Origin of the sequence: Zeaxanthinibacter enoshimensis, assembly GCF_004362865.1 — a bacterium.
GTDB classification, from domain to species: domain Bacteria; phylum Bacteroidota; class Bacteroidia; order Flavobacteriales; family Flavobacteriaceae; genus Zeaxanthinibacter; species Zeaxanthinibacter enoshimensis.
This window is the reverse complement of the sequence record NZ_SNYI01000001.1, coordinates 215,049-238,309: the sequence shown is the minus strand read 5'-3', so window position 1 is coordinate 238,309 and position 23,261 is coordinate 215,049. Positions and strand designations below refer to the sequence as shown.

The 23,261-nt window shown below is 46.9% G+C and carries 25 protein-coding genes; 16 read left to right on the top strand and 9 right to left on the bottom strand.

The features are described from left to right. Nucleotides 1–67 precede the first annotated feature (67 nt). The 5 genes from CLV82_RS01065 to CLV82_RS01045 all read left to right on the top strand — a co-directional run bounded on the left by CLV82_RS01065 (nt 68) and on the right by CLV82_RS01045 (nt 3,898). Entirely contained in the window at nt 68–664 is a 597-nt protein-coding gene (locus CLV82_RS01065) for a hypothetical protein (RefSeq protein ID WP_133642459.1), read from the top strand. Beyond that, a complete protein-coding gene (locus CLV82_RS01060) occupies nt 664–1,125 on the top strand; it encodes a nitrous oxide reductase accessory protein NosL (RefSeq protein ID WP_133642458.1) in 462 nt (153 codons plus the stop codon). Before CLV82_RS01065 ends, CLV82_RS01060 begins: the two co-directional genes overlap by 1 nt. A 76-nt stretch (nt 1,126–1,201) precedes the next feature. Further along, the gene (locus tag CLV82_RS01055) at nt 1,202–2,416 is read left to right on the top strand and encodes a nitrous oxide reductase family maturation protein NosD (protein ID WP_243744112.1); all 1,215 of its coding nucleotides are present in this window, start codon (nt 1,202–1,204) and stop codon (nt 2,414–2,416) included. Continuing rightward, nucleotides 2,413–3,123 (top strand): ABC transporter ATP-binding protein, encoded by a 711-nt coding sequence (locus tag CLV82_RS01050; protein ID WP_133642456.1) that lies wholly within the window; start codon nt 2,413–2,415, stop codon nt 3,121–3,123. Before CLV82_RS01055 ends, CLV82_RS01050 begins: the two co-directional genes overlap by 4 nt. Next, entirely contained in the window at nt 3,116–3,898 is a 783-nt protein-coding gene (locus CLV82_RS01045) for an ABC transporter permease (protein ID WP_133642455.1), read from the top strand. The genes CLV82_RS01050 and CLV82_RS01045 overlap by 8 nt, the downstream gene beginning before the upstream one ends. A gap of 330 nt (nt 3,899–4,228) precedes the next feature. On the opposite strand, the gene CLV82_RS01040 is transcribed toward CLV82_RS01045, so the two are convergent. Then, on the bottom strand, nt 4,229–5,416 hold the full coding sequence (locus CLV82_RS01040; RefSeq protein WP_133642454.1) for a hypothetical protein: 1,188 nt from the start codon (nt 5,414–5,416) through the stop codon (nt 4,229–4,231). A 216-nt stretch (nt 5,417–5,632) separates the two neighbouring features. Between CLV82_RS01040 and CLV82_RS01035 the strand changes: the two genes are divergently transcribed. Then, a complete protein-coding gene (locus CLV82_RS01035; RefSeq protein ID WP_133642453.1) occupies nt 5,633–6,919 on the top strand; it encodes an NAD(P)/FAD-dependent oxidoreductase in 1,287 nt (428 codons plus the stop codon). Nucleotides 6,920–7,104: 185 nt separating this feature from the next. Here the strand turns inward: CLV82_RS01035 and CLV82_RS14665 are convergent, their stop codons facing one another. Together CLV82_RS14665 and CLV82_RS01030 are read right to left on the bottom strand one after the other, a co-directional pair. Then, nucleotides 7,105–7,254 carry a hypothetical protein gene (locus CLV82_RS14665; protein ID WP_166636649.1) on the bottom strand — a complete coding sequence of 50 codons (150 nt, stop codon included), beginning with the start codon at nt 7,252–7,254 and terminating at the stop codon, nt 7,105–7,107. A gap of 18 nt (nt 7,255–7,272) precedes the next feature. After that, nucleotides 7,273–7,554, bottom strand: coding sequence for a hypothetical protein (locus CLV82_RS01030; RefSeq protein WP_133642452.1), 282 nt, complete (start codon nt 7,552–7,554; stop codon nt 7,273–7,275). A gap of 243 nt (nt 7,555–7,797) precedes the next feature. On the opposite strand from CLV82_RS01030, the gene CLV82_RS01025 reads away from it, so the two are divergent. Further along, nucleotides 7,798–8,955 carry a homogentisate 1,2-dioxygenase gene (locus CLV82_RS01025; protein ID WP_133642451.1) on the top strand — a complete coding sequence of 386 codons (1,158 nt, stop codon included), beginning with the start codon at nt 7,798–7,800 and terminating at the stop codon, nt 8,953–8,955. On the opposite strand, the gene hutG is transcribed toward CLV82_RS01025, so the two are convergent. The 4 genes from hutG to hutH form a co-directional block, all read right to left on the bottom strand. Continuing rightward, a complete protein-coding gene (gene hutG / locus CLV82_RS01020) occupies nt 8,947–9,912 on the bottom strand; it encodes a formimidoylglutamase (protein ID WP_133642450.1) in 966 nt (321 codons plus the stop codon). The genes CLV82_RS01025 and hutG overlap by 9 nt on opposite strands. Nucleotides 9,913–9,924: 12 nt before the next feature. After that, nucleotides 9,925–11,943, bottom strand: a complete 2,019-nt coding sequence (locus CLV82_RS01015) for a urocanate hydratase (protein WP_133642449.1) — start codon at nt 11,941–11,943, stop codon at nt 9,925–9,927. Further along, the gene (hutI, locus tag CLV82_RS01010) at nt 11,940–13,157 is read right to left on the bottom strand and encodes an imidazolonepropionase (RefSeq protein WP_243744111.1); all 1,218 of its coding nucleotides are present in this window, start codon (nt 13,155–13,157) and stop codon (nt 11,940–11,942) included. Before hutI ends, CLV82_RS01015 begins: the two co-directional genes overlap by 4 nt. A gap of 80 nt (nt 13,158–13,237) precedes the next feature. Next, nucleotides 13,238–14,818, bottom strand: a complete 1,581-nt coding sequence (gene hutH / locus CLV82_RS01005; RefSeq protein ID WP_133642447.1) for a histidine ammonia-lyase — start codon at nt 14,816–14,818, stop codon at nt 13,238–13,240. 79 nt (nt 14,819–14,897) lie between these two features. Between hutH and CLV82_RS01000 the strand changes: the two genes are divergently transcribed. Together CLV82_RS01000 and CLV82_RS00995 are read left to right on the top strand one after the other, a co-directional pair. Then, a complete protein-coding gene (locus tag CLV82_RS01000) occupies nt 14,898–15,797 on the top strand; it encodes a LysR family transcriptional regulator (RefSeq protein ID WP_133642446.1) in 900 nt (299 codons plus the stop codon). Between the two features lie 29 nt (nt 15,798–15,826). Further along, nucleotides 15,827–16,378 (top strand): nitroreductase family protein, encoded by a 552-nt coding sequence (locus CLV82_RS00995; protein WP_133642445.1) that lies wholly within the window; start codon nt 15,827–15,829, stop codon nt 16,376–16,378. A 9-nt stretch (nt 16,379–16,387) separates the two neighbouring features. On the opposite strand, the gene CLV82_RS00990 is transcribed toward CLV82_RS00995, so the two are convergent. Then, nucleotides 16,388–16,906 carry a DUF456 domain-containing protein gene (locus CLV82_RS00990; RefSeq protein WP_133642444.1) on the bottom strand — a complete coding sequence of 173 codons (519 nt, stop codon included), beginning with the start codon at nt 16,904–16,906 and terminating at the stop codon, nt 16,388–16,390. A gap of 299 nt (nt 16,907–17,205) precedes the next feature. Here CLV82_RS00990 and CLV82_RS00985 point away from each other — a divergent pair, with 299 nt between their 5' ends. The 7 genes from CLV82_RS00985 (at nt 17,206) to CLV82_RS00955 (ending at nt 22,097) form a co-directional block, all read left to right on the top strand. Further along, nucleotides 17,206–17,685 (top strand): hypothetical protein, encoded by a 480-nt coding sequence (locus tag CLV82_RS00985; RefSeq protein ID WP_133642443.1) that lies wholly within the window; start codon nt 17,206–17,208, stop codon nt 17,683–17,685. Next, the gene (gene ruvC, locus CLV82_RS00980; protein WP_133642442.1) at nt 17,682–18,239 is read left to right on the top strand and encodes a crossover junction endodeoxyribonuclease RuvC; all 558 of its coding nucleotides are present in this window, start codon (nt 17,682–17,684) and stop codon (nt 18,237–18,239) included. Before CLV82_RS00985 ends, ruvC begins: the two co-directional genes overlap by 4 nt. A gap of 524 nt (nt 18,240–18,763) precedes the next feature. Beyond that, entirely contained in the window at nt 18,764–19,906 is a 1,143-nt protein-coding gene (gene hemW / locus CLV82_RS00975; RefSeq protein ID WP_133642441.1) for a radical SAM family heme chaperone HemW, read from the top strand. Nucleotides 19,907–19,937: 31 nt separating this feature from the next. Beyond that, a complete protein-coding gene (locus tag CLV82_RS00970) occupies nt 19,938–20,693 on the top strand; it encodes a cyclase family protein (protein WP_133643423.1) in 756 nt (251 codons plus the stop codon). Beyond that, nucleotides 20,686–21,309, top strand: a complete 624-nt coding sequence (locus CLV82_RS00965) for a DUF4230 domain-containing protein (RefSeq protein WP_133642440.1) — start codon at nt 20,686–20,688, stop codon at nt 21,307–21,309. Before CLV82_RS00970 ends, CLV82_RS00965 begins: the two co-directional genes overlap by 8 nt. A gap of 13 nt (nt 21,310–21,322) precedes the next feature. Next, entirely contained in the window at nt 21,323–21,724 is a 402-nt protein-coding gene (locus CLV82_RS00960; protein ID WP_133642439.1) for a Dabb family protein, read from the top strand. 16 nt (nt 21,725–21,740) lie between these two features. Beyond that, complete coding sequence (locus CLV82_RS00955; protein ID WP_133642438.1) at nt 21,741–22,097, top strand: MmcQ/YjbR family DNA-binding protein; 357 nt, start codon at nt 21,741–21,743, stop codon at nt 22,095–22,097. Here the strand turns inward: CLV82_RS00955 and CLV82_RS00950 are convergent. Beyond that, nucleotides 22,092–23,192 carry a DUF4407 domain-containing protein gene (locus tag CLV82_RS00950; RefSeq protein ID WP_133642437.1) on the bottom strand — a complete coding sequence of 367 codons (1,101 nt, stop codon included), beginning with the start codon at nt 23,190–23,192 and terminating at the stop codon, nt 22,092–22,094. The two genes, CLV82_RS00955 and CLV82_RS00950, sit on opposite strands and share 6 nt — an antisense overlap. Between the last annotated feature and the right edge of the window lie 69 nt (nt 23,193–23,261).

The window sequence follows — 23,261 nt, the reverse complement described above, 5'->3', positions numbered from 1 at the left end:
ACTCAATAGATAACATTGGGGCAGGACTTTACATCTTGCCCCTTTTCTTAAAAAGTTAAATGCTACTATGAAATATTCGAGAATACTGATGTCGTTTGCAGCATTGCTACCCTTGCTTTTATTCGTGTTCCCGCTGTGGAGTATCACCCTGGAAGCGCCCCAATATCCCACACCCCTGGGGATGGATATATACATCAATGATTTTGCGGATAAGAATCCTCATGACATCAAGAATATAAACCTCATGAACCATTACGTGGGAATGAAATATATTCCCGAAGCCATCCCGGAATTCAAGATCTTCCCTGCGGGGATTATCATCACGTCCGTCCTGGGTTTAGCGTTGGCTTTCCTGGCAAATCACAAATGGTTTTTATACTGGGGAATACTGATGGTGTTATTAAGCGCTGCCGGGCTGTATGATTTCTACCTGTGGGAACATGATTACGGGCACAATTTAGACCCCAAAGCGATCATGAAATTCACAAACCCGGATGGCTCAGCCATGGGGTTCCAGCCTCCATTATTCGGAACCAAAAAAATTCTGAATTTCGTGGCACACTCTTACCCGCAATTAGGGGCATTCAGCCTGGGAGTGGGAATCGTGTTGTCTTTTATAGCATACTGGAAAGGACGAAAGGAACTTAAACTGACAGCTGCATAATGAGATCGTCCTCCTACATACTTGTTATATCCCTTGTGTTTTGCCTGGTAGTACAGTCCTGTACTCCCAGACCACGACCTATCAACTACGGAACGGATAAATGTGCCTATTGTTCAATGAGTATTGTGGACCGGCAACGCGCAGCACAGGTGGTTACCAGCAAAGGGAAGATATATTCATTTGACGCCGTCGAATGCATGTTGAACTATGACCGGAATTATGACAAAACCCCGGTGGCCTTATTTCTATGTAATTCGTTTGATAACCCTGGTGTGTTAGCCGATGCCACGGAAGGGATATACCTGATCTCAGACAATTTACCGAGTCCTATGGGTGCATTTTTAACACCATTCCGGGATGCCGCGGAAGCACGAAGGATACAAGGTCAGAAAGATGGAGAGCTATACAATTGGCTCTCCCTTAAAGAACATTTTGATATGGAAATTAAAAACTCCAGATAAGAACCTGCTGCGGGTAATGGTATCCCGGTATGGAAAAATAATTACCATTAATATGTATCGAGTTATCACTTTTTGCATGATTTTATGGAGCCTGGCGGGGATTGCCCAATCAGGCAATCTGCTGGTGGTATGTGAGGATTGTGAGTATAAAACCGTGGCGGAAGCCATCAGGAATGCTGATGCCTATGATACCCTAAGGATAGAGCCGGGGATTTACCGTGAATATAACCTGGTGATTGATAAACCATTGACGTTACAGGGAGTGAATCTCCCCACTATTGATGGAGGGGATATGGGTGAAATTATCACTATACAATCAGACAATGTAACTGTATCGGGAATCAGGGTGATTAATGTAGGGACCAGTTACACTAAGGATTTCGCTGCTGTACGGGCAGTCAAGAGCCGGAACTTTGCTATCCGGGACATGCTGATGGAAAAGTTGTTTTTCGGGATCTACCTAGAGAAATCGGCCCATGGGGTAGTGAGTGGCAATAAGATACTGGGCGATGCGGAAGAAGAATTTAATTCGGGTAACGGGATACAACTCTGGCATTGCGATTCCATAGCGGTAACCGGGAACCACGTGGAAAAGGTAAGGGACGGAATTTATCTAGAATTCTCTGATAACATAAATATTAGTGGTAACACCAGCTCTAATAATGTTCGCTATGGGCTGCATTTCATGTTTTCCAACAACGATCTGTACGAGGGTAACCTCTTCGAGAACAACGGGGCAGGGGTTGCAGTGATGTTCTCAAAAAGGATCGTCATGAAGGGGAATACCTTTAAAAAGAACTGGGGCACAGCGGCTTTTGGACTTCTGCTAAAAGAGATAAATGATTCCGAGATCTATGATAACCGTTTCCTCGATAATACCATCGGGATACAGATAGAGGGAGCCAACCGACTTACATACAGGAACAACCTGTTCAGCAATAACGGGTGGGCACTCAAGGTGCGGGGGGCATGTTATGGAAACAGCTTTACCGCCAATAATTTTCTGAACAATGCTTTTGATCTCTCCTATAACAGTAACCTGAACGATAATGTGTTTAAAGGAAATTACTGGAGTGAATATACCGGATATGACCTGGATAAGAACGGCATAGGGGATGTGCCGTACAGACCGGTAAAACTGTTTTCATATATAGTGAACAGGACTCCCGAAACCATAGTGCTTTTACGAAGTTTTTTTATGGGACTTATCGATTTTTCGGAAAAAGTATCCCCGGTCTTTACCCCGGATAACCTCGTAGATACTCAACCTTTAATGAAACGATCCTTATGATAAAAATTGAAAACCTTCATAAAAAGTTTGGAAAGAATAAAGTTCTGGAAGGCGTGGATATTCACTTTGACCGCGGGGGTATCTATGCTATCCTGGGGCCTAATGGTTCAGGAAAGACGACGCTCATCAAAAGTATTTTAGGGATGGTCCTGCCCGACAAGGGAAGCATTACGGTAAATGGTACTACCATTCCACGCCAATGGACCTACAGGCAACAACTGAGTTACCTCCCCCAGATCGCTAATTTTCCCGGAAATCTCAGGGTCAGCGAGCTCATTTCTATGATCAAAGACCTGAGAGGTCAGGAGGCTAACGAATCCCACCTGGTTCAGTTGTTCGAATTAGAGAAATACCTGGATAAAAGACTTTCAACATTGTCGGGGGGAACCAAACAGAAAGTAAACCTGGTGCTGGCCTTTATGTTCGATAGCCCCCTGTTGATTCTTGATGAACCCACATCCGGCCTGGATCCCTCTTCACTGATTAGTCTGAAACGTATTATCCGGACAGAAAAAGAGATGGGGAAGACAGTTTTATTAAGTTCCCACATCATGCATTTCGTAGAAGAGATTGCCGACGAGATCGTATACCTGCTGGAGGGAAAAATATATTTCAAGGGAAGCCTGGATGCATTAAAGGAGCTGACCGGGGAAGGAAATGTAGAACATGCTATAGCGGCAATTGCAACAACTCAGACCTATGTATAAAATTCTAAAATATTGTTTTTACGACCTGATTCGGAGTCGCTGGAGTTACGTGTATTTTCTTTTTTACCTGCTCCTGGGATTTATGTTGCTTTTCCTGAACAATGATCTCTCCAAGGCCGTTATCACCCTTCTGAATATCATAATAGTACTGGTGCCTTTGATAGGAACTATCTTCGGGATCATGTATTTCTATAATTCCAAGGAATTTACAGAATTACTCCTGGCTCAACCCATTCGCCGGCGCTCTATTTTCCTGGGACTATATCTGGGGGTTGCGGGTTCTCTCTCGGTCAGCCTTGTTTTGGGACTGGGAATTCCGTTTGTCCTGTATGGCTTGATGAAAAGCGGTGTAATCTGGGATTTTGGATTGCTGCTCCTGATCGGCACCGCCCTGAGTTTTATTTTTACAGCCCTCTCCTTTAATATAGCGGTCACCCAGGATAATAAGATCAAAGGTTTCGGGTATTCGGTCTTATTATGGTTGTTTATGGCCGTTATCTATGACGGTTTGTTCCTGCTCTCTCTCATATTTTTCGAGGAATACCCCCTGGATCGGTATTCCCTTGGCGCCACTTTGCTGAACCCTATAGATCTCTCCCGTATCCTGATCCTTTTGAAGCTGGATATTGCAGCTCTTTTAGGATATACCGGTGCGGTATTCAAAGGCTTTTTTGGAACCAATGCAGGTTTTTTGATCGCAATGGCTGTGCTTTCCCTATGGGTGGTATTACCGACAGGAAGAATGATCTTTAAAGCGGAGCGAAAGGATTTCTAAGTGCTAAACAGACTTGGAATCCGTGGTCATCCAGAATTGATCAGTCACCGGGATTTGCTGTAGGGATCCTGGGGATGATTTTCTCAGTTCCCGGGAGATTTATCAAAAGATATCTCAATTTCAGCTCGAGGCGAAGAGTGGTGAAGAAGTGGAGATCTACCAGGATTATTCCGTAGAGCAGGGGGGCTCAATTTTGCGGAAGATTACAATGCAGACATTATTGGAATCTCCACCCATGGCGGAAAGGACTATCTCATTTCTTCATGGGAAGTATTGGAGAGGATATCGCGAACCATGCAAATATCCCAGTAGTCACTTTTAGAATATCATCTAAATAGAATCTATCCAAAATTGATCTGATAAAGGAAGGTCTTTCCTGTCGGATCCAAAAGGGTTAAGGTTGAGTTCGGCAAAGAGATACCAGATGGTAGAAGAAAGAGCCGGAGACATATCGGCATGCTCCCATAGGTAAGCAGCTCCGAATGTAGTACCGAAGTTCACACTATATGGCAAACCTTTTGATCCGGGCAGATAACTGCCTGGCAAAAGATTCTTCTCAATTTCAGATAAAATCTGGTTTCGTTTCCCGCGCTTGCCGGCATTGTCATATGCTACGGCAACTTGCGCTGTTCCTTCTATCCATACTACATCCAGATCTGTATCAAAGCAGTAGCCAGATATCTCAGTCCCCTTCATCGTACTTTCCTGTGTATTGTAATAACGGGACAAATTCTCTAATGACGATTTTGGGAAATCTTCCAATACGAGATATCCCAAGGGATGAAGATCCATCGCATAATTATAACGGGGGTCATCCGAACCGGTCACCAGGTCTCCTGTTTCGCCCTGCCAACGCTCTTTTTCCAGAAAATTGAGAATTCCCTTATGGAAATCATCATATCCCTTAACTGCATGGTAAGCCATAAGTATGCCCTCACTAACCTTATGTATGGGAGTGCCATCGTCATTGTAGCCTCCGCGGATTCCCCCATCCGGGTCTTGTAATTGACGAAGCCAATCCTCAATATCCTGCTGCATGGTGCTATAAGTAGCATTACCGGTCTGCTTTTCATAATAATTTAAAGCGATTAATAACCATGCATTGTCTCCCATCCAAGTACGTGAAGATCGATGGCCGGACACCCTTCTAGACTGAAAAAACCCACCATTTCCAGCATGGAATTCTGTGTCAAGGCGTGCATTGAAATAATCGAAAATGTCTTCGGCACGATCCACTTCACCTGTATGAATAAAGAGAATAGCTGCGAGCGAATTATCATATAAGGAGACAAAATCTGTATACTCAGCACTTTCCAGGAGCCCATTCGGATGTTGCATGCTTTGAACCCATGACAGGACCTCAATTGGTGAATTTGCTGTATTACCTTTTATTTTAGAACCCGAAGTCTTGGCTTCTGTTAATTCAAATTGCATCTCCTGCAGTTCCGGCTGTTCCTTGGTGCATGATGCCAGTATAAGAATAACGGCCAGAACTAGTGGATAAAACGATATCTTCATAGGTGATGGTTTCGGTAATTGATGTAAAAGTAATTATAATGTTCATCCCGGTTGTTACATTACGACCAAAGCACAGTTTGGTCAGATGAAGAACTGCAACTCCTCCGTTTATCCTAATTTCCGGAATTTAATCTGGGCATAAAATTCATGTTGTTATGCAACTACTGCATTTATGGATTCCTGACAGATTGCTTATTTTTATGAAAAAAGTACCCCATGAACATTCCGGTATCAGATCTGAATAGAATAGTAATTATAGGAGGTGGCTTCGCCGGGATCAACCTGGCCAAATCGCTAAAAGGAACAGGGGTCCAGATCGTAATGATAGACCGAAACAATTATCACACTTTTCAACCCTTATTATACCAGGTGTCTACCGGTGGACTGGAACCAGATTCTATTGCCTACCCCATCCGGAAGATCCTTAAGAACCTCGATGATTTTCATTTCAGGTGGGCCGAAGTAGAGCGGATTGACCCGGAGAGAAAATTAGTACACACGAATAAAGGAGATGTGCAGTACGATTACCTGGTGATTGCGACAGGCACAAAGACGAATTACTTCGGGAATGAGAGTTTCAAGGACTATTCCATGCCCATGAAGAGTGTGCCTCAGGCCCTGAACATCCGCAGTTACATGTTGCAGAATTTTGAAAAGGCAGACGACTCTACGGACAAAGAAGAGCGGCTGGCCCTCCTGAACTTCTGTATAATCGGTGCGGGACCAACAGGAGTGGAGCTTGCCGGGGCGTTCGCTGAACTGAAGAAAAACGTTTTTCCCAGGGATTACCCCCATCTGAATGTGGATGAAATGGAGATCCATCTTTTTGAAGGTACAGACCGTATCCTGCCTCCCATGCGGCCAAATTCTTCCAAAAAGTCTTTAGAGTTTTTGCAGAATATGGGGGTGACCGTTCACCTGAATACCATGGTGAAAAGCTATGATGGAACGGTATTGAAGACCAATAATGACGAGGAATTCAGGAGCAGGAACTTTATCTGGACCGCCGGGGTCACGGGGGCGAAGATTCCCGGCCTGCCCGAAGAAGTTTTACTAGAGCGATTTAACCGGTTCAAAGTTAACCGGTTTAACCAGGTAGATGGTTTCGAGGAGATCTTTGCTATCGGGGACATTGCGTACATGGAAACCGATGATTTTCCGAAGGGACATCCACAGGTTGCACAACCGGCCATCCAACAGGGCAAACACCTGGCCTCCAATTTTAAGCGAATGCTCGGTGGAAAAAAGATGGAGCCATTCAGCTATTTTGATAAGGGCACTATGGCTACTATCGGAAGGAATAAGGCTGTGGTTGATCTCCCGAATCGCGGGAGTTTCTCTGGTACCTTCGCCTGGTTGATCTGGATGTTCGTCCACCTGATGGCCCTGGTTGGGTTCAGGAATAAGGTGGTTGTTTTTTTCAACTGGGTTTACAGTTATATCAATTACGATAAAGCGGCCAGGCTGATCGTACGCACCTACACCCGGAAAGGGGAAAGTTGAGGCTTAAGTCGGAGAAGTTAAAAAGCTTTGCTATATTTGCGGTGTTGTGTTGTGCACCTTAGTTGAGGTGCATGGAATGTGCCCGGGAGACCGGCTCAGACCAATGAAAGGCTTTCCAAAAAAATGGGAGGCTTTTTTTCTTTAAAAACCTCCCATAATTCGATGGCGTAGCACAAGTAGTTGTATTATGCCGTATCACGTGGTTGGTGATGGTTCTTCTTATCCTTCACCTGGTGATTGATAGCTTTTCCATGTGTAGCCGATTCGTCGATGGCCTGTTCCTCCAGGCTTTGTTGCTTTTTCTTTTCTATGAGGTTTTCTTTATTGTCTGACATAATTTCTGCGATTTAATTTTAACTGTCTTTTCGTTCTTCCAGGTTGTTCTTCCTTTCACCGCCCTGGCTGTAAAATTTATTCTCTTCGTCCCGGACTTTGTTATTATTGTCCAGGATTGTCTGATTCCCTTTAGGAACATCGAGGTCTTTCCCTGTAAAGTCTACTTTGTTTTCCCGTTGCTGCAGTTTGCGGTCATCCCGGGCGTCCATGCTGAGACCTTTTTTTCCAAGTGCATCCAGGTCTTCCTGGGTCACTTCTGGATTGTAGTCGGCTTTTTTATTCTCTTTATTCTTTTCCATGTTCAGTTCATTTTATACAATGCTTAACTTACGTTTAAATAAGTACTATCCCTTGTGCGAATGCCGTAAAAATTGATGCATTCCAAACAGCCCTGCCTGGACAAATTATTAGCAAGTTTCCCCTTAGGTTCCATTTCATTAAGATTTATAAAAATCGTAATTTTAAGCCCCTGCAGGATACGAACGAAATCGATTGCTTAATCAGGTTTGACTGCAGGTATACTGAACTGTAAAATTTAAACTATGCCACTTTATCATAAACTGGGTAAGATCCCGCATAAAAGGCACACTCAATTTAAAAAGCCGGATGGCAGCCTGCATTACGAGCAATTGTTCGGAACCATCGGTTTTGACGGGATGTCTTCCTTATTATATCATCTTCACAGGCCCACACAGGTAAAGGAGGTCCGGGAGAGTAAGGATATGAGACCTAAGGCTGCCGTAGCTCACAATATAAAATCAAGATTACTGAAAGGGTACCAGGTGAAACCCCAGGACGATTTCCTGGACAGTCGTACCACCGTGTTATTCAATTCTGATGTTCATATCGGCCTCGCGGCTCCACGAAAATCCATGACGGATTATTTCTATAAGAACGCGGATGCAGATGAATTACTGTTTATCCATGAGGGCAGCGGAACCCTGAAGACCTTAATGGGGGAAATTCCTTTTGAATATGGTGACTACGTCCTTATTCCCCGGGGGATGATCTACCAGATCGAGTTTGATACGGAAGATAACCGCCTGTTGATAACAGAATCCTACCACCCCATATATACCCCAAAACGTTATCGTAACTGGTTTGGGCAACACCTGGAGCACTCACCGTTCTGTGAACGTGATTTTAAATTACCCAGGAACCTGAAGGCACACGATGAAAAAGGGGACTTTGTAATGAAGATCAAAAAACAAGGGGAACTTCATGAACTGGTATATGCCACACATCCCTTTGATGTGGTAGGCTGGGATGGCTATAATTTTCCCTACGCCTTTTCCATACATGATTTTGAACCCATAACCGGGAGAGTACACCAACCGCCACCGGTACACCAGACTTTCGAGACCAGTGCCTTCGTGGTTTGTTCCTTTGTGCCTAGACTATATGATTACCACCCGGAATCCATACCTGCCCCTTATAACCATTCCAATATAGACTCCGATGAGGTACTCTATTACGTAGATGGTGACTTTATGAGCAGGAAGGGAATCGATAAGGGGTATATTTCCCTGCATCCTGCAGGAATACCCCATGGTCCGCACCCGGGAACATACGAGGCCAGTATCGGTAAAAAAGGAACCGAGGAGCTCGCGGTCATGATAGACACCTTTAAACCATTACAGGTGACGCAGGCTGCCTTAGAAATTGACAATGGAGATTACTATAAATCCTGGCTACCTTAAGGGGAGGCTGTGGATCGTACGATGAACCAGGGTGGCCGCCAGTTTGGCGGTCTGCTGGTCCACGTCATAGGCTGGGTTAAGCTCGGCTATGTCCATACTCAGTAATTTCCCTGAACTGATGATGACCTTCAGTACCTCCATAACAATATCATGGGAAAACCCAACGGGAGAAGCTGCGCTTACCCCCGGGGCAAAAGCAGAAGAGAATCCGTCCAGATCTATGGTCAGGTAGACATAATCTGTATTGGTGATGAATTTCTGAAGCTGGCTGATCACCACCTCCCGGCGGTGAATGGCAAAGACTTCTCTTGGAATGATCTCTACGCCCAGGGAGGTTGCAGTTTTGAAGAGGGAACGGTCATTGGAGTCGCTTCTTACCCCCATACACATGTATTTGAAAGGGAAATTCTGTGCCTTGCTTTCCATACCGATCTGGTAGAACGGGCTTCCTGAATGATTCCCATGTTCATTGGAACGCAGGTCCAGGTGAGCATCCAGGTTTATGATCCCGATCGTTTTCCTTTTTCCTGTATAGCCCAGCAGTCCCTTAAAATGCCCGTAGGCCACATCATGCCCACCCCCTATCACTACGGGGAAGACTCTTTTCCGCAGCAACAGAACTATTTTATCCGCGAGCAGCTCCTGGGTTTCTTCCACATCCTCATCCTTGCATTCCACGTTCCCGGCGTCTACAAGTCCGGCATTATAATGCAGGTGGTTGGGAAGTTTTGAGAACTGCTTCCTGAAAGCATCAGGACCATCCACCGCACCGGGCCTGCCATTGTTCCGGGAGACCCCGGCATCGCATGCATAACCCAGGATTGCAACGGTCTTTTCCTGTAATTGCAGTTCCGGCGATTCAAGGTCCGCGAATTTAACCTTTTCATGTAAGTAAAGTTTTTCTTCGGAGCTGCGTCCCTGCCAGAGTTCGGTCCTGGCCAATGTGTAAATCGCCATGGGTCTTATAGATTAAAAAAGGTTATTTAAAATATCGTCATCGACAATCTTGGGAACGGTGACCGTTAACGCGGGACTGCGTTCCATTTCTCTCCTGATCGCAAATAAAGCACCTTTATTGCGTGCCCAGCTTCTCCGGGCGATCCCATTATTTACATCGTAAAAGAGCATGCTTTGTAATCGTTCTGATGCCTCGGCTGATCCATCAAGGACCATCCCAAAGCCTCCGTTGATCACTTCGCCCCAACCGACTCCGCCACCATTGTGGATCGAGACCCAGGTAGCACCCCGGAAACTATCCCCGATCACGTTATGGATGGCCATATCAGCAGTAAACCTGCTGCCATCGTAAATGTTGCTGGTCTCCCTGTAGGGGGAATCTGTTCCGCTTACATCGTGGTGATCCCTGCCAAGCACCACCGGTGCAGTCAGGTCTCCACTTTTCACAGCCTCGTTGAATGCCTGGGCGATGGCGGCCCTGCCTTCCGCATCAGCGTAAAGTATCCGGGCCTGGGATCCTACAACAAGCTTGTTGTTTTCGGCTTCTTCTATCCACCGGATATTATCCTGCATCTGCTGGCTGATCTCATCGGGCGCCTCTTTCTGTATATCGCGCATAACCTGCAGGGCTATGGCATCTGAGCGTTTTAGATCTTCAGGTTTGCCTGAGGTACAAACCCATCTGAAAGGACCAAAGCCATAATCAAAACACATGGGACCAAGGATGTCCTGTACGTAGGACGGGTACCTGAAATCGTTATCGTCTTCATTCATGATGGCGGCACCTGCGCGGGAAGCTTCCAGGAGAAATGCATTCCCGTAATCAAAGAAATATGTGCCTTTTGCAGTGTGGTTATTAATGGCAGTAACCTGCCTGCGCAGCGACTCCTGTACTTTGGTCTTAAAAAGCTCCGGAGATTCTCTCAACAGGGTATTCGACTCTTCGAAACTGAGACCGGCGGGATAATATCCCCCGGCCCAGGGATTGTGTAACGAGGTCTGGTCAGACCCCAGGTGAACAAAAATATCCTCCTGGTCAAAACGTTCCCATACCTCGACAATATTTCCAATAAAAGCGAGTGATACCACTTCCTTGCCGGCAATGGCTTCCCTGGTTCTTTTTACAAGAGTGTTCAGGTCTGTGAGCAGTTCATCTACCCAGCCCTGCTCGTGCCTTTTATGGGCGGCGGCAGGGTTAACTTCTGCGCATACCGTGATACAGCCGGCAATGTTCCCGGCCTTGGGTTGCGCCCCACTCATACCACCCAGGCCGGAGGTCAGGAAGACTTTTCCGGCCGGAGATTCACCATTCCGGAGGACTTTCCTGAAAGCATTCATTACGGTGATGGTGGTACCATGAACAATGCCCTGGGGCCCGATATACATGTAAGACCCCGCGGTCATCTGACCGTACTGGGTGACCCCAAGTGCATTAAAACGTTCCCAATCGTCCGGGGATGAGTAATTGGGGATCATCATCCCGTTCGTTACCACAACCCGGGGGGCATTCTTCGAAGAAGGGAATAGTCCCATCGGGTGCCCGGAATAAATATGAAGGGTCTGTTCCTCTGTCATCTGGGAGAGGTACTGCATAGTAAGTAAATACTGGGCCCAGTTCTGGAATACGGCTCCATTACCGCCATAGGTGATCAGTTCCTGGGGGTGCTGGGCCACTTTTGGATCCAGGTTGTTCTGGATCATCAGCATAATGGCTGCTGCCTGAGGGGTTTTAGCCGGGTAATCTGCTATCGGGCGGGCATACATACTGTATTCCGGCATAAAACGGTACATATATATGCGGCCATAGGAATTGAGTTCCTCCGCGAATTCCGTAGCCAGCTCCCGGTGCCAATCTTCTGGAAAATACCGTAGTGCATTGCGAACAGCCAGTCTTTTTTCCTCTTTAGAAAGGATATCTTTTCGTTTTGGGGCATGGGAGACTTTTATATCCGGGGTCCGCGGAGGCGGCAATTGTTCAGGGATTCCCTGGATGATGAGTTGCCCGAAGTTGGATGTGGTTGTCGTTGTCATGCGTAATCTTTTTTTGAATCAAATGATAATTCCCCGTCTTTCCATACCAGGGAAGGGGTAAGGCTCCCTTGCTTATAGAGAATATCCTGGTAATTGTCTGTTGGGTAGGCGGTCAGGTCAGCTCGTTTCCCGGTTTGTATCAAACCCCTGTCAGGTACTTCGAGCGCAGCTGCAGCCCTGTAGGTAATTCCCGCCAATACCTCGGCATTGGTCAGTTTTTCGAAGGCGCCGAGGATTGCCGCCTGGGTCAGCAAGTTCCCCATCGGGGCAGAGCCAGGGTTCCAGTCGCTCGCAATTGCCACAGCAGCTCCTGCATCCAGTAATTGCCTGGCGGGAGTGAAACCGCAGCCAAGTCCCAGGGTAGCCCCGGGCAATGCAGTTGCGATAACGTCACTTGCAGCGAGCTTCTTTACTTCTTCCCCTGTACTCGCTTCCAGGTGGTCTGCGCTCACAGCCCCGCAGTCTATAGCAACCTGGCTGCCGCCAACCGAGAACTGGTCGGCATGCACAGTGATTGAAAATCCCATTTCCTTCGCGGACATTAAATAAGGAAGGATCTGTTCGGGACTAAAAGCACTTTCTTCTACGAAAGCATCTACCCGGGATGCCAGGCCTTCTTCTATGATCCTGGGGAATAATTCCCTTGTCATCAATTGCAGGTAGCTTTCTGCATCCTTATCATAATCGCGGGGCAGCATGTGTGCTGCCAGGCAGGTAGGTATAAGTTCAGAAACTGTTTCGGTACCCGCTTTTTTGATCGCTCTCAGCATTTTGAGCTCTTCTTCCACCGTTAAACCGTAACCACTCTTTACTTCAATGGTGGTCACCCCGTTAGCCAGGAGGATATTCGCTCTTTCCCGGACTAAGTCGGTCAACAATGCTTCGCTGGAATTCCTGGTCTGGGTTACCGTGTCCCAGATCCCCCCTCCGGCTTTGGCGATCTCGAGGTACGTCTTCCCCGCGTTGCGGAAAGCATAATCCCTGGCCCGGCTGCCGCCAAAACAAATATGGGTGTGCGAATCCACCAGCCCGGGAATACATACGTGGTCCCCCTCCAGGACCTGCATTTCGTAATCCTCCTTTCTGGCGAGCTGATGCAAGCTATCGTAGGAATCAACCCGGTGGATCTTTCCTTGATCAACTAAGATGCCACCGTCATGATGAATTTCCAGCTGCTCATCCTTCAGCGCCCCTTTCAGGGGGAGGTTTGCCATGGTAATTATTTGCCTGAACGGACCTATTAATTTCATTTGCCTATTTCTGGTTATAAATTCTGTAGCAGGGATTACTACTGTTAAAATACCTCAAATTCAGCCGAATAAGGGGACTCTATCGATAAATTTTCTTTCTCGGCAGCATTCCGGACCAACTGCAGCAGGCTGCCTTCGCGTATCATCTGTATTCCTTTCTCAATGTCTTCGGCAAAGACCCGGTCTTTCTCCGCGAAAGGAACTTTTTTACGCAAGGCCTGGTGAACCTCGTCTAACAGTTTTCCCGATTTCAGGGGCTTCCTGAATTCGAAAGCCTGGGCGGCGGTCAGCAGTTCTATAGCCAGGATCTTCTCTACATTCCCGATGACCTGTAAAGCTTTTCGCCCGCTGATAGACCCCATGCTCACATGGTCTTCCTGCCCCAGGGAGGTAGGGATACTGTCCGCGCTGGAGGGGAAGCACAGGCCTTTGTTCTCACTGGCAAGTGCTGCCGTGGTATACTGAAGTATCATATAACCCGAATTTATACCGGTCTCTTTCATCAGTAATTTGGGTACCCCGGGGCTGTTCCCCTCCAGGGCCAGATAGGTGCGCCTGTCCGAAATATTCCCGATCTCCGAGGCCGCAAGACAGGCATAATCAAGGGCCATCGCCAGGGGCTGCCCGTGAAAATTACCCCCGCTGATGGTCAGTTCTTCATCGATGATAACAGGGTTGTCTGTTACCGCGTTAAGTTCAGTTTCCAGTAACTCTTTCAGGTGCAGCCAGGCTGCTCTTGAAGCGCCGTGCACCTGGGGCATGCAACGAAGGGAATAGGGATCCTGTACCCGGTCACAATCTATATGGTCTTCCATGATCTCTGAATCCTTGAGCAGGGCCGTGATCCTGTGTGCTACATGTATATTGCCTTTAAAAGGTCGTAACTGGTGTAATTCCTTATAAAAGGGTTTGATAGATCCCTGCAGTCCTTCCACCATCATGGCACCGATAATATCAGCCTGGGAAAGACAGCGTTGCATCCGGGCTATGACCTTTACTGCATGGGCGGCGATGAACTGGGTTCCGTTGATCAGGGCAAGACCTTCTTTAGGTCCCAGTTCCAGTGGGTTGAGCCCTTTTTTCCTGAACAATTCGCCTGTGGAGATCACCTCGTTCTTATACCATACCTTCCCCAATCCTATGAGAGGAAGGAACAGGTGGGAGAGTGGTGCCAGGTCACCGGACGCACCTACAGAGCCCTGTTCCGGAACCAGGGGAATAACATCGTTCTCCAGGTGCCAAAGTATCCTGTCCAGGGTTTCTTCAGCAACCCCTGAAAATCCCTTTGCGAGGGAATGCAGTTTAAGTACCAGCATCAGTTTGGCAATTTCCTTTTCAATTGGTTTGCCGACCCCTACGCTGTGACTTTTCAGGATGTTGGTCTGTAGTACCCGGGTTTCTTCCCTGGAGATACGGGTGGTGCAAAGCGGGCCGAATCCTGTATTGATGCCGTAGACGGGTTCTCCTTTCTCCACGATCCGCGCCACGATCTGCGCACTTTCGCGCACCTTTTCCCGGGTGGCCGGGCTCAGTTTCCCGGAGATATGTCCCCTTGCAAGAGAAAGAGCAAGACCGGCACTCAGCTGGTCTTCCCCGTATTTAAAATTTTTATGTTTTTCCGCCATTTCCTTTTGATTTGATAGGTTAAAATTATTGATTAAGTTTGATAATTACCAATATCATTATAGTTAACAGTTAATAACTATGAGTAATCAGTTGGAGTTACGACATCTCCGATATTTCCTGATGGTGGCGGAGGAGCTGCACTTTCGGAAAGCGGCCGAAAAGCTGTATATCTCGCAACCCGGGCTTAGCAGGCAAATCCGGCAACTGGAGGAGTTATTGGGTACTTCCTTGTTAGACAGGAATAAGAAGAAGGTGAGCCTGACCAGGGCCGGGGAATACCTGAAGGAGGAGGTAGAATTCCTGTTAAACCACATCGAGGTGACCAGCCGGCAATTACGCCTGATCGGGGAGGGGCATTCGGGGGAAGTCCGCATAGGTTTCCTGGGGTCGGCAATGCAGCAGGTGATCCCTGACTTACTGGTTAACCTGCAGCAGCAATACCCGGATATCAGGACCAGCCTGGAGGAATTGTCGAATAATGCGCAGCTGAACGCCATAATTAAAGATCGGCTTGATATTGGATTTGTTCGCCTTGCCAGGGTGCCGGAAGGTCTGGATATACGGCCGGTGTTCGAAGACTCGTTCTCCCTGGTACTGCCTGAAGATCACTGGTGCTCGGCGGAGGCTTTTAAAAATATCGGGCAGTTTTCTGATGAGAATTTTATTCTTTTTGCCCAGGATTACAGTCCGCTGTATTACGATACTGTAATGAGTATTTGTGAACAGGAGGGGTTTAGTCCAACGGTATCCCATAAATCTGTCCACGCACAGACCATCTTTAAACTGGTAGAGAATGGGCTGGGTATCTCTATCGTCCCCACTTCTCTGCAGCATGGTTTCAACATGGGTGTAAAATTCATAGAATTAAAAGACATCGCTCAGAAAGCAGTGCTGTATGTCATCTGGAAAAAGGATAACCGGAACCAGGCACTGGAGCAGTGCCTGAACTTATTGTGGGCCGGGGATTCAAGGGAATAATAGTATTTTTGACAGTGAAAACTAGGTATATGATATTTGATTTGATCAGGAAGAGGAGATCGGTCTTCCCGGACCAGTACAACGGAAAGCCGATTGCCAGGGAGACTATAGAAAAGATATTGGAAACGGCTAACTGGGCTCCTACGCACAAGAAGACCGAACCCTGGAGATTTAAAGTGATGACAGGAGAAAGCCTGGAAAAACTCGGGATTTTTCTTTCCAACAAATATGTGGCCACAGAAGTCCGGCCAAAGAAGATAAAGATCCGCAAGCTAATGGAGAACCCCCGGAAAGCTGCGGCGATAATCGCTATTTGTATGCAGCGAGACCCTAAGGAAAGCCTGCCCGTTTGGGAGGAGGTAGCAGCCACGGCCATGGCCGTACAGAACATGTGGCTGGCCTGTACAGAGCTGGGGATAGGATGTTACTGGAGTTCCCCTGGACTTATCAGGTATATGGATGAATTCTTGCCCATGGACCCGGGAGAGGAATGTCTTGGATTCTTTTATATGGGCCATTATGACGGAAACCTGGAAGAAGGGGAGAGAGGTCCTCTATCGGAAAAAGTAGTATGGCTGTAATACTAATCGTCAACTGAAGAAATAGGGGAAGAGGGCTTCTCGATGCTCCCATGCCTTGGAGATATAAAGTCCGAGGAATACCACGCACACCACAAATTTCAAAAAGGTTCCGGTAAGGAATCCCAGGAACGATCCGAAGGCGGCTTTAAAAGCAGTTTTCCTGTCGGCCTTGTTTAACAATTCTCCCACCAAGGCACCGGCAAAGGGCCAGATCACGATACCGAAAATACCGAGGACAGGAAAGAAAATGGATACCAGCAATCCTATGGTGGTACCTATCATTCCAGCCCGACTGCCACCGAACCTCCTTGTTCCCATTACAGGGATAGCGTAATCGATAATAAAAACAGCCAGGGCTACGATACCGGTGATGCTGAGAAGCCACCAGTCTGCGGGAATGGCTTTGGTCAGGGACAAGACCAGCAACCCGACCCATCCAAGCGGGGGTCCCGGTAATACCGGCAGGAAACTTCCGGCAATTCCACCCAGTATCAATAAGAATCCTAAGATCAGTAATAGTGTATCCATAAAAATGTCTTTCTGGTATTTAGTCTAAGATAGAAAGGATTTGTTACCTCCTGATACAATTATTATAGAATTGATTAGGAAAGTGCCGGTAAGTGATCAATTATTGTCAATTAGTCATTCCTGATCCTGTAACCTTGCTGAAGTAAGAATTCTGACTATTCAAAACACTTCGGACGGGGACTATATACTTTCAAATTGGGTGAATATTCGAGGCTGGGGATAATCCTCAAGTTTTCACGTGGCTTACATCCTTCGTGGTTCTCCAAAAAGTCGTAATTTTCCCGCACAAAACAACCGGAATGCGCAAGTTGGGGATCTTTATTTGTTGTGGGCTGCTTTCTTCCTGTGCCTGGTTTGAATCCCCAGAGGTGCAGACTCAAAAGATCGTCGCCGCCGAATTAGAGGGGATCAACTGGAACGATGTGGACCAGTACCCATTGTTCCTGGACTGTGATGAATCAGTACCCAAGGTGGAACAACGCGCGTGTTTTGAACGTGCCCTGCTGCGCCATTTTTCCGATATCTTAAATGATTTTGAATTTGAACTGACCAATGATGTGGCCGATACCCTCTACGTGGATTTCCTGGTAGATAAGACGGGTACGATCACTGTACTGGATATGGAAGAGAATGCCGCGATCCGCAACCAGATCCCGGAGTTTAACGGGGTTATCATCGAGAGTTTAAAAAGTCTTCCCAAACTGGAACCTGCCCTGAAAAGAGGCATCCCGGTCAGTGCAAAATTCCGAGTCCCCATCATATTAAACACGAAGCATTGAGCACAGATAAGATCATATTAGGGATAGATCCCGGGACTACCATCATGGGATTCGGGATTATCCGGATCCGGGGAAAGAAAATGGAATTTGTACAGATGAACGAATTGCTGTTGCAGAAATACCCTGATCCCTATACCAAGCTGAAACTGATCTTTGATCGCACTATAGAACTTATAGAAACCTATCACCCGGACGAGATCGCTATAGAAGCTCCGTTCTTTGGTAAAAATGTGCAGTCTATGCTTAAGCTGGGACGCGCCCAGGGAGTAGCTATGGCAGCGGGACTTTCCAGGCAGATACCCATCACCGAATATTTGCCGAAGAAGATCAAAATGGCCATTACCGGGAATGGGAATGCCAGCAAGGAACAGGTAGCCAAAATGTTGCAAAGCACTTTAGGCCTTAAAGAACTACCAAAGAACCTGGATAGTACCGATGGGCTTGCAGCCGCCGTTTGTCATTTTTATAATGAGGGTAAGATAGATACCGGCAAAGGGTATTCCGGCTGGGATGCTTTTGTAAAGCAGAACGAGAAACGAATCAAGAAACAGTAGGCATTGGGCAGTAGGCAGTAGGCAGTTTGCTGCCTGCCTCCGGCCCGTCCGCCCGGCACCTGCCCGACTAGGTCATTTAAGTGGGCGGGCGGGCAGGTAAATTCGCAATTTGCAGTTCCCTTCTAGTAATGAGCAGTAAAAGGGAAAAGTCTAACCTGTCTAACTTTCATCATCCTCAAACTAAACGGTGATGCTTTAAGAAAAGGTCAATTATTCATTGGAAATTTTTAGGTTTATCGGATCCGGCTGTCTGAATTGTAGTTACTTCCCCGGTCAGTTATAAACATTTAAGTTCAACTCTGCCTGTTTTATGCAGTAACTACAATTAACTTTTGATCGGGGCGGGGTTAAGAACCCCGGCTTTATCTTAATGAACAAAAATGTTCTGGGTCCAGATGCACAAAACAGCTGCTGGTTGAAGAAAGTTTAAGGGCCAGGGTAAATTGGGTTCAAACTAACCTTAATCCTTACCTTTGTAATCTGCAAGGTAACTCTGTCCCCTTGTACCTTTGTCCCTATTAAGAATGAGCGGAATCTACATCCACATCCCTTTCTGCAAGCAAGCTTGTCATTACTGCGATTTCCATTTCAGTACAAATACAAAGCATATGGAGGCTATGGTGGATGCGCTGCAGACAGAACTGGTGATGCGTAAAGATGAACTGGGGCAGGCCGAAATAAAAACCATCTATTTTGGCGGGGGCACCCCTTCCATATTGAGTATGCAGGATCTGGACCGCCTCATAGATACTGTTTTTAAATATTACCGGGTTACTACCGATCCAGAGATAACCCTGGAGGCCAACCCGGATGACCTGTCAAAGAATAAAATAAAGGAGCTTTCTCATTCCTCCGTCAATCGACTGAGCATAGGTGTACAGTCTTTTTTCGAGGAGGACCTGGAGCTAATGAACCGTGCGCATAATGCGGCGGAGGCAAGAAACTGCCTGGAACTGGCTTCCGGTTCCTTTGATAATATCTCCCTTGATCTTATTTACGGTATCCCAGGGATGGATATGAAGCGGTGGGAGGAGAACCTGCAAACCGCCACCTCCTTTAATATCCCACACATTTCCAGTTATGCCCTTACCGTGGAACCCCGCACGGCCCTGAAACACATGATAGATAAAGGACAGGTGGCTGCCGTAAGTGATGAAGCTGCGGAAGAGCATTTCAGGTTTATGGTCAGTTACCTGGAACAAAAGGGGTTTGTTCATTACGAGCTGTCGAATTTCGGGATGCCCGGGTATTTTTCCGAAAATAACACGGCCTATTGGCTGGGAAAATATTACCTGGGAATTGGCCCTTCGGCGCATTCATACGACGGCAGGCGAAGGGGTTGGAATATCCGGAATAACATCACCTATATTAAATCTATTGGCAGGGGGGAACTCCCGGTCTCATTTGAAGAACTTTCGGCCCGGGATCGCTATAACGAATACGTAATGACCGGCCTGAGAACGATCTGGGGCGTTTCACTGGAGAAAGTGGCTTCAGAATTTGGATCCCTGTACCGGGATTACCTCGAGGAACAGGCCAAAAAACTGCTGGACCTGGATTTGGTAAAAGTAAAGGAAAGGACCCTGCATGTGACCGGCAAGGGAAAATTTTTAACCGATGGAATTGCAGCAGACCTGTTTATGATTAACTTGAAAGACAATTCCTGAAAAATATTTACAGTACAGAATGAGCAACCAGATGATCGCAAATATCACCCTGAAAAAGAGAACTTTTAAGGTAAACCTGAATGCACCTTTAGATCTTTCCATTCCCATCCGGGGTACAGGGAGGAATGTGAATGCCTGGTACGCGGATCCACCGAGGATCACACCTTACAGGGAAGGAGAGTTCGTGGCCAGTGTAAGCGAAGGGGCATCGATCAACTTTAACGACATCTATTTTAATCCCCACGCTCACGGGACCCATACCGAGACCCTGGGACATATCACTGCGGAACCTTGTTCTATTAATAAACAACTAAAAAAATATTTCAGCCTGGCGGAGGTGATCACCATTGCCCCGGAAGGACATGGGGAGGATCGCTGTATCTCCAGGATCCAGCTGGAATACGCGCTAAAAGACAAGGATTGTTCGGCGGTGGTGATCCGTACCCTGCCCAATACCGGCCAGAAGAAGACCCGTCACTATTCCCATAAAAATCCTCCCTACATGCTCGAAGATGCTGCGCAATACCTTGTGGATCGCAATGTTCAGCATCTGCTGATCGATCTTCCTTCTGTGGATAAGGAAAAAGATGAGGGAGCCCTGGTGGCTCACAGGGCATTCTGGAATATGGATGGGAAGAAACGGATGGATGCCACCATCACCGAATTCATCTATGTGCCTAACAAAGTGCTTGATGGCACCTACCTGCTCGAATTGCAGACCGCTGCTTTTGAAAATGATGCAGCGCCCAGCCGGCCTGTCTTATATAAAATTATGAAGGATGAATGATGTTCTGGAGATCTTACTGGGTCTTGCCCTTGGTGCGATAATTATGTACTGGGTATTTTCGTATATCAGGAGCCGCAGTCGCAGGGAGCTGACCCAACACCAGAGCACGGTGATCCTGGAAAAGATAAGGAGTGTCTGTAAGCTTATCACCGTGGAAGGTGATTTTGCCGAAATCTACCGCTACGAGAATACCAGGTCCCGGTTCATGAGCATGATCAGCAGTAAGAAACGAGCCCTGATTGTGATCAAGGCTAAAGCCCAGATCGGGTACGACCTGAAAAAACTATTCATGCACGCAGACAACGAAAAGAAGAAGATCATCCTGGAAAATTTCCCTGCCCCTGAAGTGCTGACAATAGAGCCGGAGCTGGAATTTTACGATATAAAAAATGGTATTTTCAATGCGTTTACCCCGGATGATCTTACCTCGCTGAACAAGGAGGCGCGGAAGCATATCCTGGAGAAAATACCGGAAAGCGGGCTGATGGAAACGGCCAATAAGGAGGCCCTGGAAGCCGTTCTCCTGATAGAAAAGATCGTGGAGACCATTGGATGGACCCTCGATTACAGCGCTTTGGAATTCAATAAGAAACAACTGAAAAATAAAAATGATTAAGATAAACCCTGCTATGAAAAAACTATCAATAACCCTGCTATTGCTCTTTTTCGCTATTAAAGGTTTTGCCCAGGAAACGGATGCTTCAAGGAATTTTGATCCTTCATTTGTCCATACGGTCTTCTTCTGGTTAAAGAATCCTGACAATACTGCGGACCGGGCTAATTTTGAAAGCGCACTGGCAACCCTGTTAAGTAAATCCAAGTTTGCCAAGACAAATTTCGTAGGCGTCCCACCGAAGGCAACGAGAGATGTGGTGGATGATTCATTCACCTACCAGCTCACGCTCACTTTTGATTCGGCCCAAGCCCAGGAAGGATACCAGACAGAACCGGCCCACCTTAAATTTATTGAAGATGCTTCTGCCTTATGGCAAAAAGTAGTTGTATATGACGCACAGGGGGCGGTCCAGTAATTATACATAACACAAAGTGGATATAGAAAGTTTCAGGGAGTACTGCATTGCCAAAAAAGGGGTTACAGAAGAGTTGCCCTTTGATGAATATACCTTGGTTTTTAAGGTAATGGGCAAGGTATTTGTCTTTGCTCCCTTAGAGGCGATCCCTTCACAGGTGAACCTGAAATGCGATCCGGAAAAGGCGATTGAACTCAGGGAGGAGTACGTCGGAATTGTCCCGGCCCTGTCATACCTGGACAAACGACATTGGAACACGTTGTACCTGGAACAACTACCAACCACATTGCTGGAAGAACTCACCGACCATTCCTACCAGCTCATTGTCAATAAACTGACACGCCGGCAAAAGGAAGAACTGGCCGGGTTATAAATTCTTGACCTGTAATTCGTGGAAACTATCGGCCTGCAGTCGCATCAGTTCTTCTGCCTTTTGTTTCTTGTAGGCGTAAATAGCTTCTTCCTCAGCGATCTCCGAATACACCTTTTGGTTCAGTAAAGTATCCGTTGCCAGGATATGGTTCCGTTCGTTAACTTTTTGAGTTACCCAGGTAGCTACTAAGGATTCTTCCTCCTCCTGTTTCAGGTCATAGGGCCCTTTGGGGGCTAACAGCTTTACGATAATAGGGGAAGTCTCTATGGCCAGGAATAGAAGGAATATAAAGAACGATGGAAACCACGGCAGTTCAGATAATGCATTGATACGTGCCATCAGTCCATCAAACCCATCAATTATCGGTTGCGATTCTGCTACGGAGGCCTGGTATTCTGTATTCAGCATTGCGATCTCAGCTTCGGCTTCAGCGATCTTCTCTGCATTGGTCTTTCTCAGAGCCTGCAGTTCTGCCAGCGAGGCATCGTGTTTGTCGCGCTTTTCTTTATATACCGGGCCTTTCCCGATCAGGAGCGTACCCTGCCGTCCTTCGGCCTCGGCAATATAGGTATCATACAAGGCGTTGGTGCTGCGCTCTTTTTCTGCGACCTCGTTCTTTAAGGTAGCGATCCGGGCGTTCAGCTCATTAACGGATGGCTGGTATTGCAAGGCGATCTGGTCTTTATTAGCAAGGGTCAGTGTATTTTTCTGCTCCAGTAAAACCTGGTTGATCTCTTTCTCGAAGATCTTCATTTCCAGGGGTTTCGAGATCACTACGGCAATAATCACCGCCAGTAAGATCCGTGGACTTGCCTGCAGTAATTCTTTCCCAAAATGATCGCGTTTTTTGAGAGTGGATACAATGAACCGATCAAGGTTAAATATCAGCAGTCCCCAGAGGAAGCCGAAGAATATTGCCGAATAGGGATTATCAAATACGGTATAAAGAGCATAACTGGCGGCTATAAAAGCCATCAGGGCAGTGAAGAATACCGTTGCGCCAATACCGGCATACTTGTTTTTTTCTCCTTCAGAGCAGCTTGCGAGAATATGAGCATCTGCCCCGGAGCAGAAAATAAAGAACTTCTGGATCATGATAAGTTTGTTTTTGATTGATGATGATGTATAACGCTACAACTTCAAATTCCCGGTTTTGGTATGCGC

Bases quoted from the DNA above. Each gene is read 5' to 3' on its own strand.
- CLV82_RS01065 (WP_133642459.1), top strand. From the start codon at position 68: ATGAAATATTCGAGAATACTGATGTCGTTTGCAGCATTGCTACCCTTG.
- CLV82_RS01060 (WP_133642458.1), top strand. From the start codon at position 664: ATGAGATCGTCCTCCTACATACTTGTTATATCCCTTGTGTTTTGCCTG.
- CLV82_RS01055 (WP_243744112.1), top strand. From the start codon at position 1,202: ATGATTTTATGGAGCCTGGCGGGGATTGCCCAATCAGGCAATCTGCTG.
- CLV82_RS01050 (WP_133642456.1), top strand. From the start codon at position 2,413: ATGATAAAAATTGAAAACCTTCATAAAAAGTTTGGAAAGAATAAAGTT.
- CLV82_RS01045 (WP_133642455.1), top strand. From the start codon at position 3,116: ATGTATAAAATTCTAAAATATTGTTTTTACGACCTGATTCGGAGTCGC.
- CLV82_RS01040 (WP_133642454.1), bottom strand. From the start codon at position 5,416: ATGAAGATATCGTTTTATCCACTAGTTCTGGCCGTTATTCTTATACTG.
- CLV82_RS01035 (WP_133642453.1), top strand. From the start codon at position 5,633: ATGAACATTCCGGTATCAGATCTGAATAGAATAGTAATTATAGGAGGT.
- CLV82_RS14665 (WP_166636649.1), bottom strand. From the start codon at position 7,254: ATGTCAGACAATAAAGAAAACCTCATAGAAAAGAAAAAGCAACAAAGC.
- CLV82_RS01030 (WP_133642452.1), bottom strand. From the start codon at position 7,554: ATGGAAAAGAATAAAGAGAATAAAAAAGCCGACTACAATCCAGAAGTG.
- CLV82_RS01025 (WP_133642451.1), top strand. From the start codon at position 7,798: ATGCCACTTTATCATAAACTGGGTAAGATCCCGCATAAAAGGCACACT.
- hutG (WP_133642450.1), bottom strand. From the start codon at position 9,912: ATGGCGATTTACACATTGGCCAGGACCGAACTCTGGCAGGGACGCAGC.
- CLV82_RS01015 (WP_133642449.1), bottom strand. From the start codon at position 11,943: ATGACAACGACAACCACATCCAACTTCGGGCAACTCATCATCCAGGGA.
- hutI (WP_243744111.1), bottom strand. From the start codon at position 13,157: ATGGCAAACCTCCCCCTGAAAGGGGCGCTGAAGGATGAGCAGCTGGAA.
- hutH (WP_133642447.1), bottom strand. From the start codon at position 14,818: ATGGCGGAAAAACATAAAAATTTTAAATACGGGGAAGACCAGCTGAGT.
- CLV82_RS01000 (WP_133642446.1), top strand. From the start codon at position 14,898: ATGAGTAATCAGTTGGAGTTACGACATCTCCGATATTTCCTGATGGTG.
- CLV82_RS00995 (WP_133642445.1), top strand. From the start codon at position 15,827: ATGATATTTGATTTGATCAGGAAGAGGAGATCGGTCTTCCCGGACCAG.
- CLV82_RS00990 (WP_133642444.1), bottom strand. From the start codon at position 16,906: ATGGATACACTATTACTGATCTTAGGATTCTTATTGATACTGGGTGGA.
- CLV82_RS00985 (WP_133642443.1), top strand. From the start codon at position 17,206: ATGCGCAAGTTGGGGATCTTTATTTGTTGTGGGCTGCTTTCTTCCTGT.
- hemW (WP_133642441.1), top strand. From the start codon at position 18,764: ATGAGCGGAATCTACATCCACATCCCTTTCTGCAAGCAAGCTTGTCAT.
- CLV82_RS00970 (WP_133643423.1), top strand. From the start codon at position 19,938: ATGATCGCAAATATCACCCTGAAAAAGAGAACTTTTAAGGTAAACCTG.
- CLV82_RS00965 (WP_133642440.1), top strand. From the start codon at position 20,686: ATGAATGATGTTCTGGAGATCTTACTGGGTCTTGCCCTTGGTGCGATA.
- CLV82_RS00960 (WP_133642439.1), top strand. From the start codon at position 21,323: ATGAAAAAACTATCAATAACCCTGCTATTGCTCTTTTTCGCTATTAAA.
- CLV82_RS00950 (WP_133642437.1), bottom strand. From the start codon at position 23,192: ATGATCCAGAAGTTCTTTATTTTCTGCTCCGGGGCAGATGCTCATATT.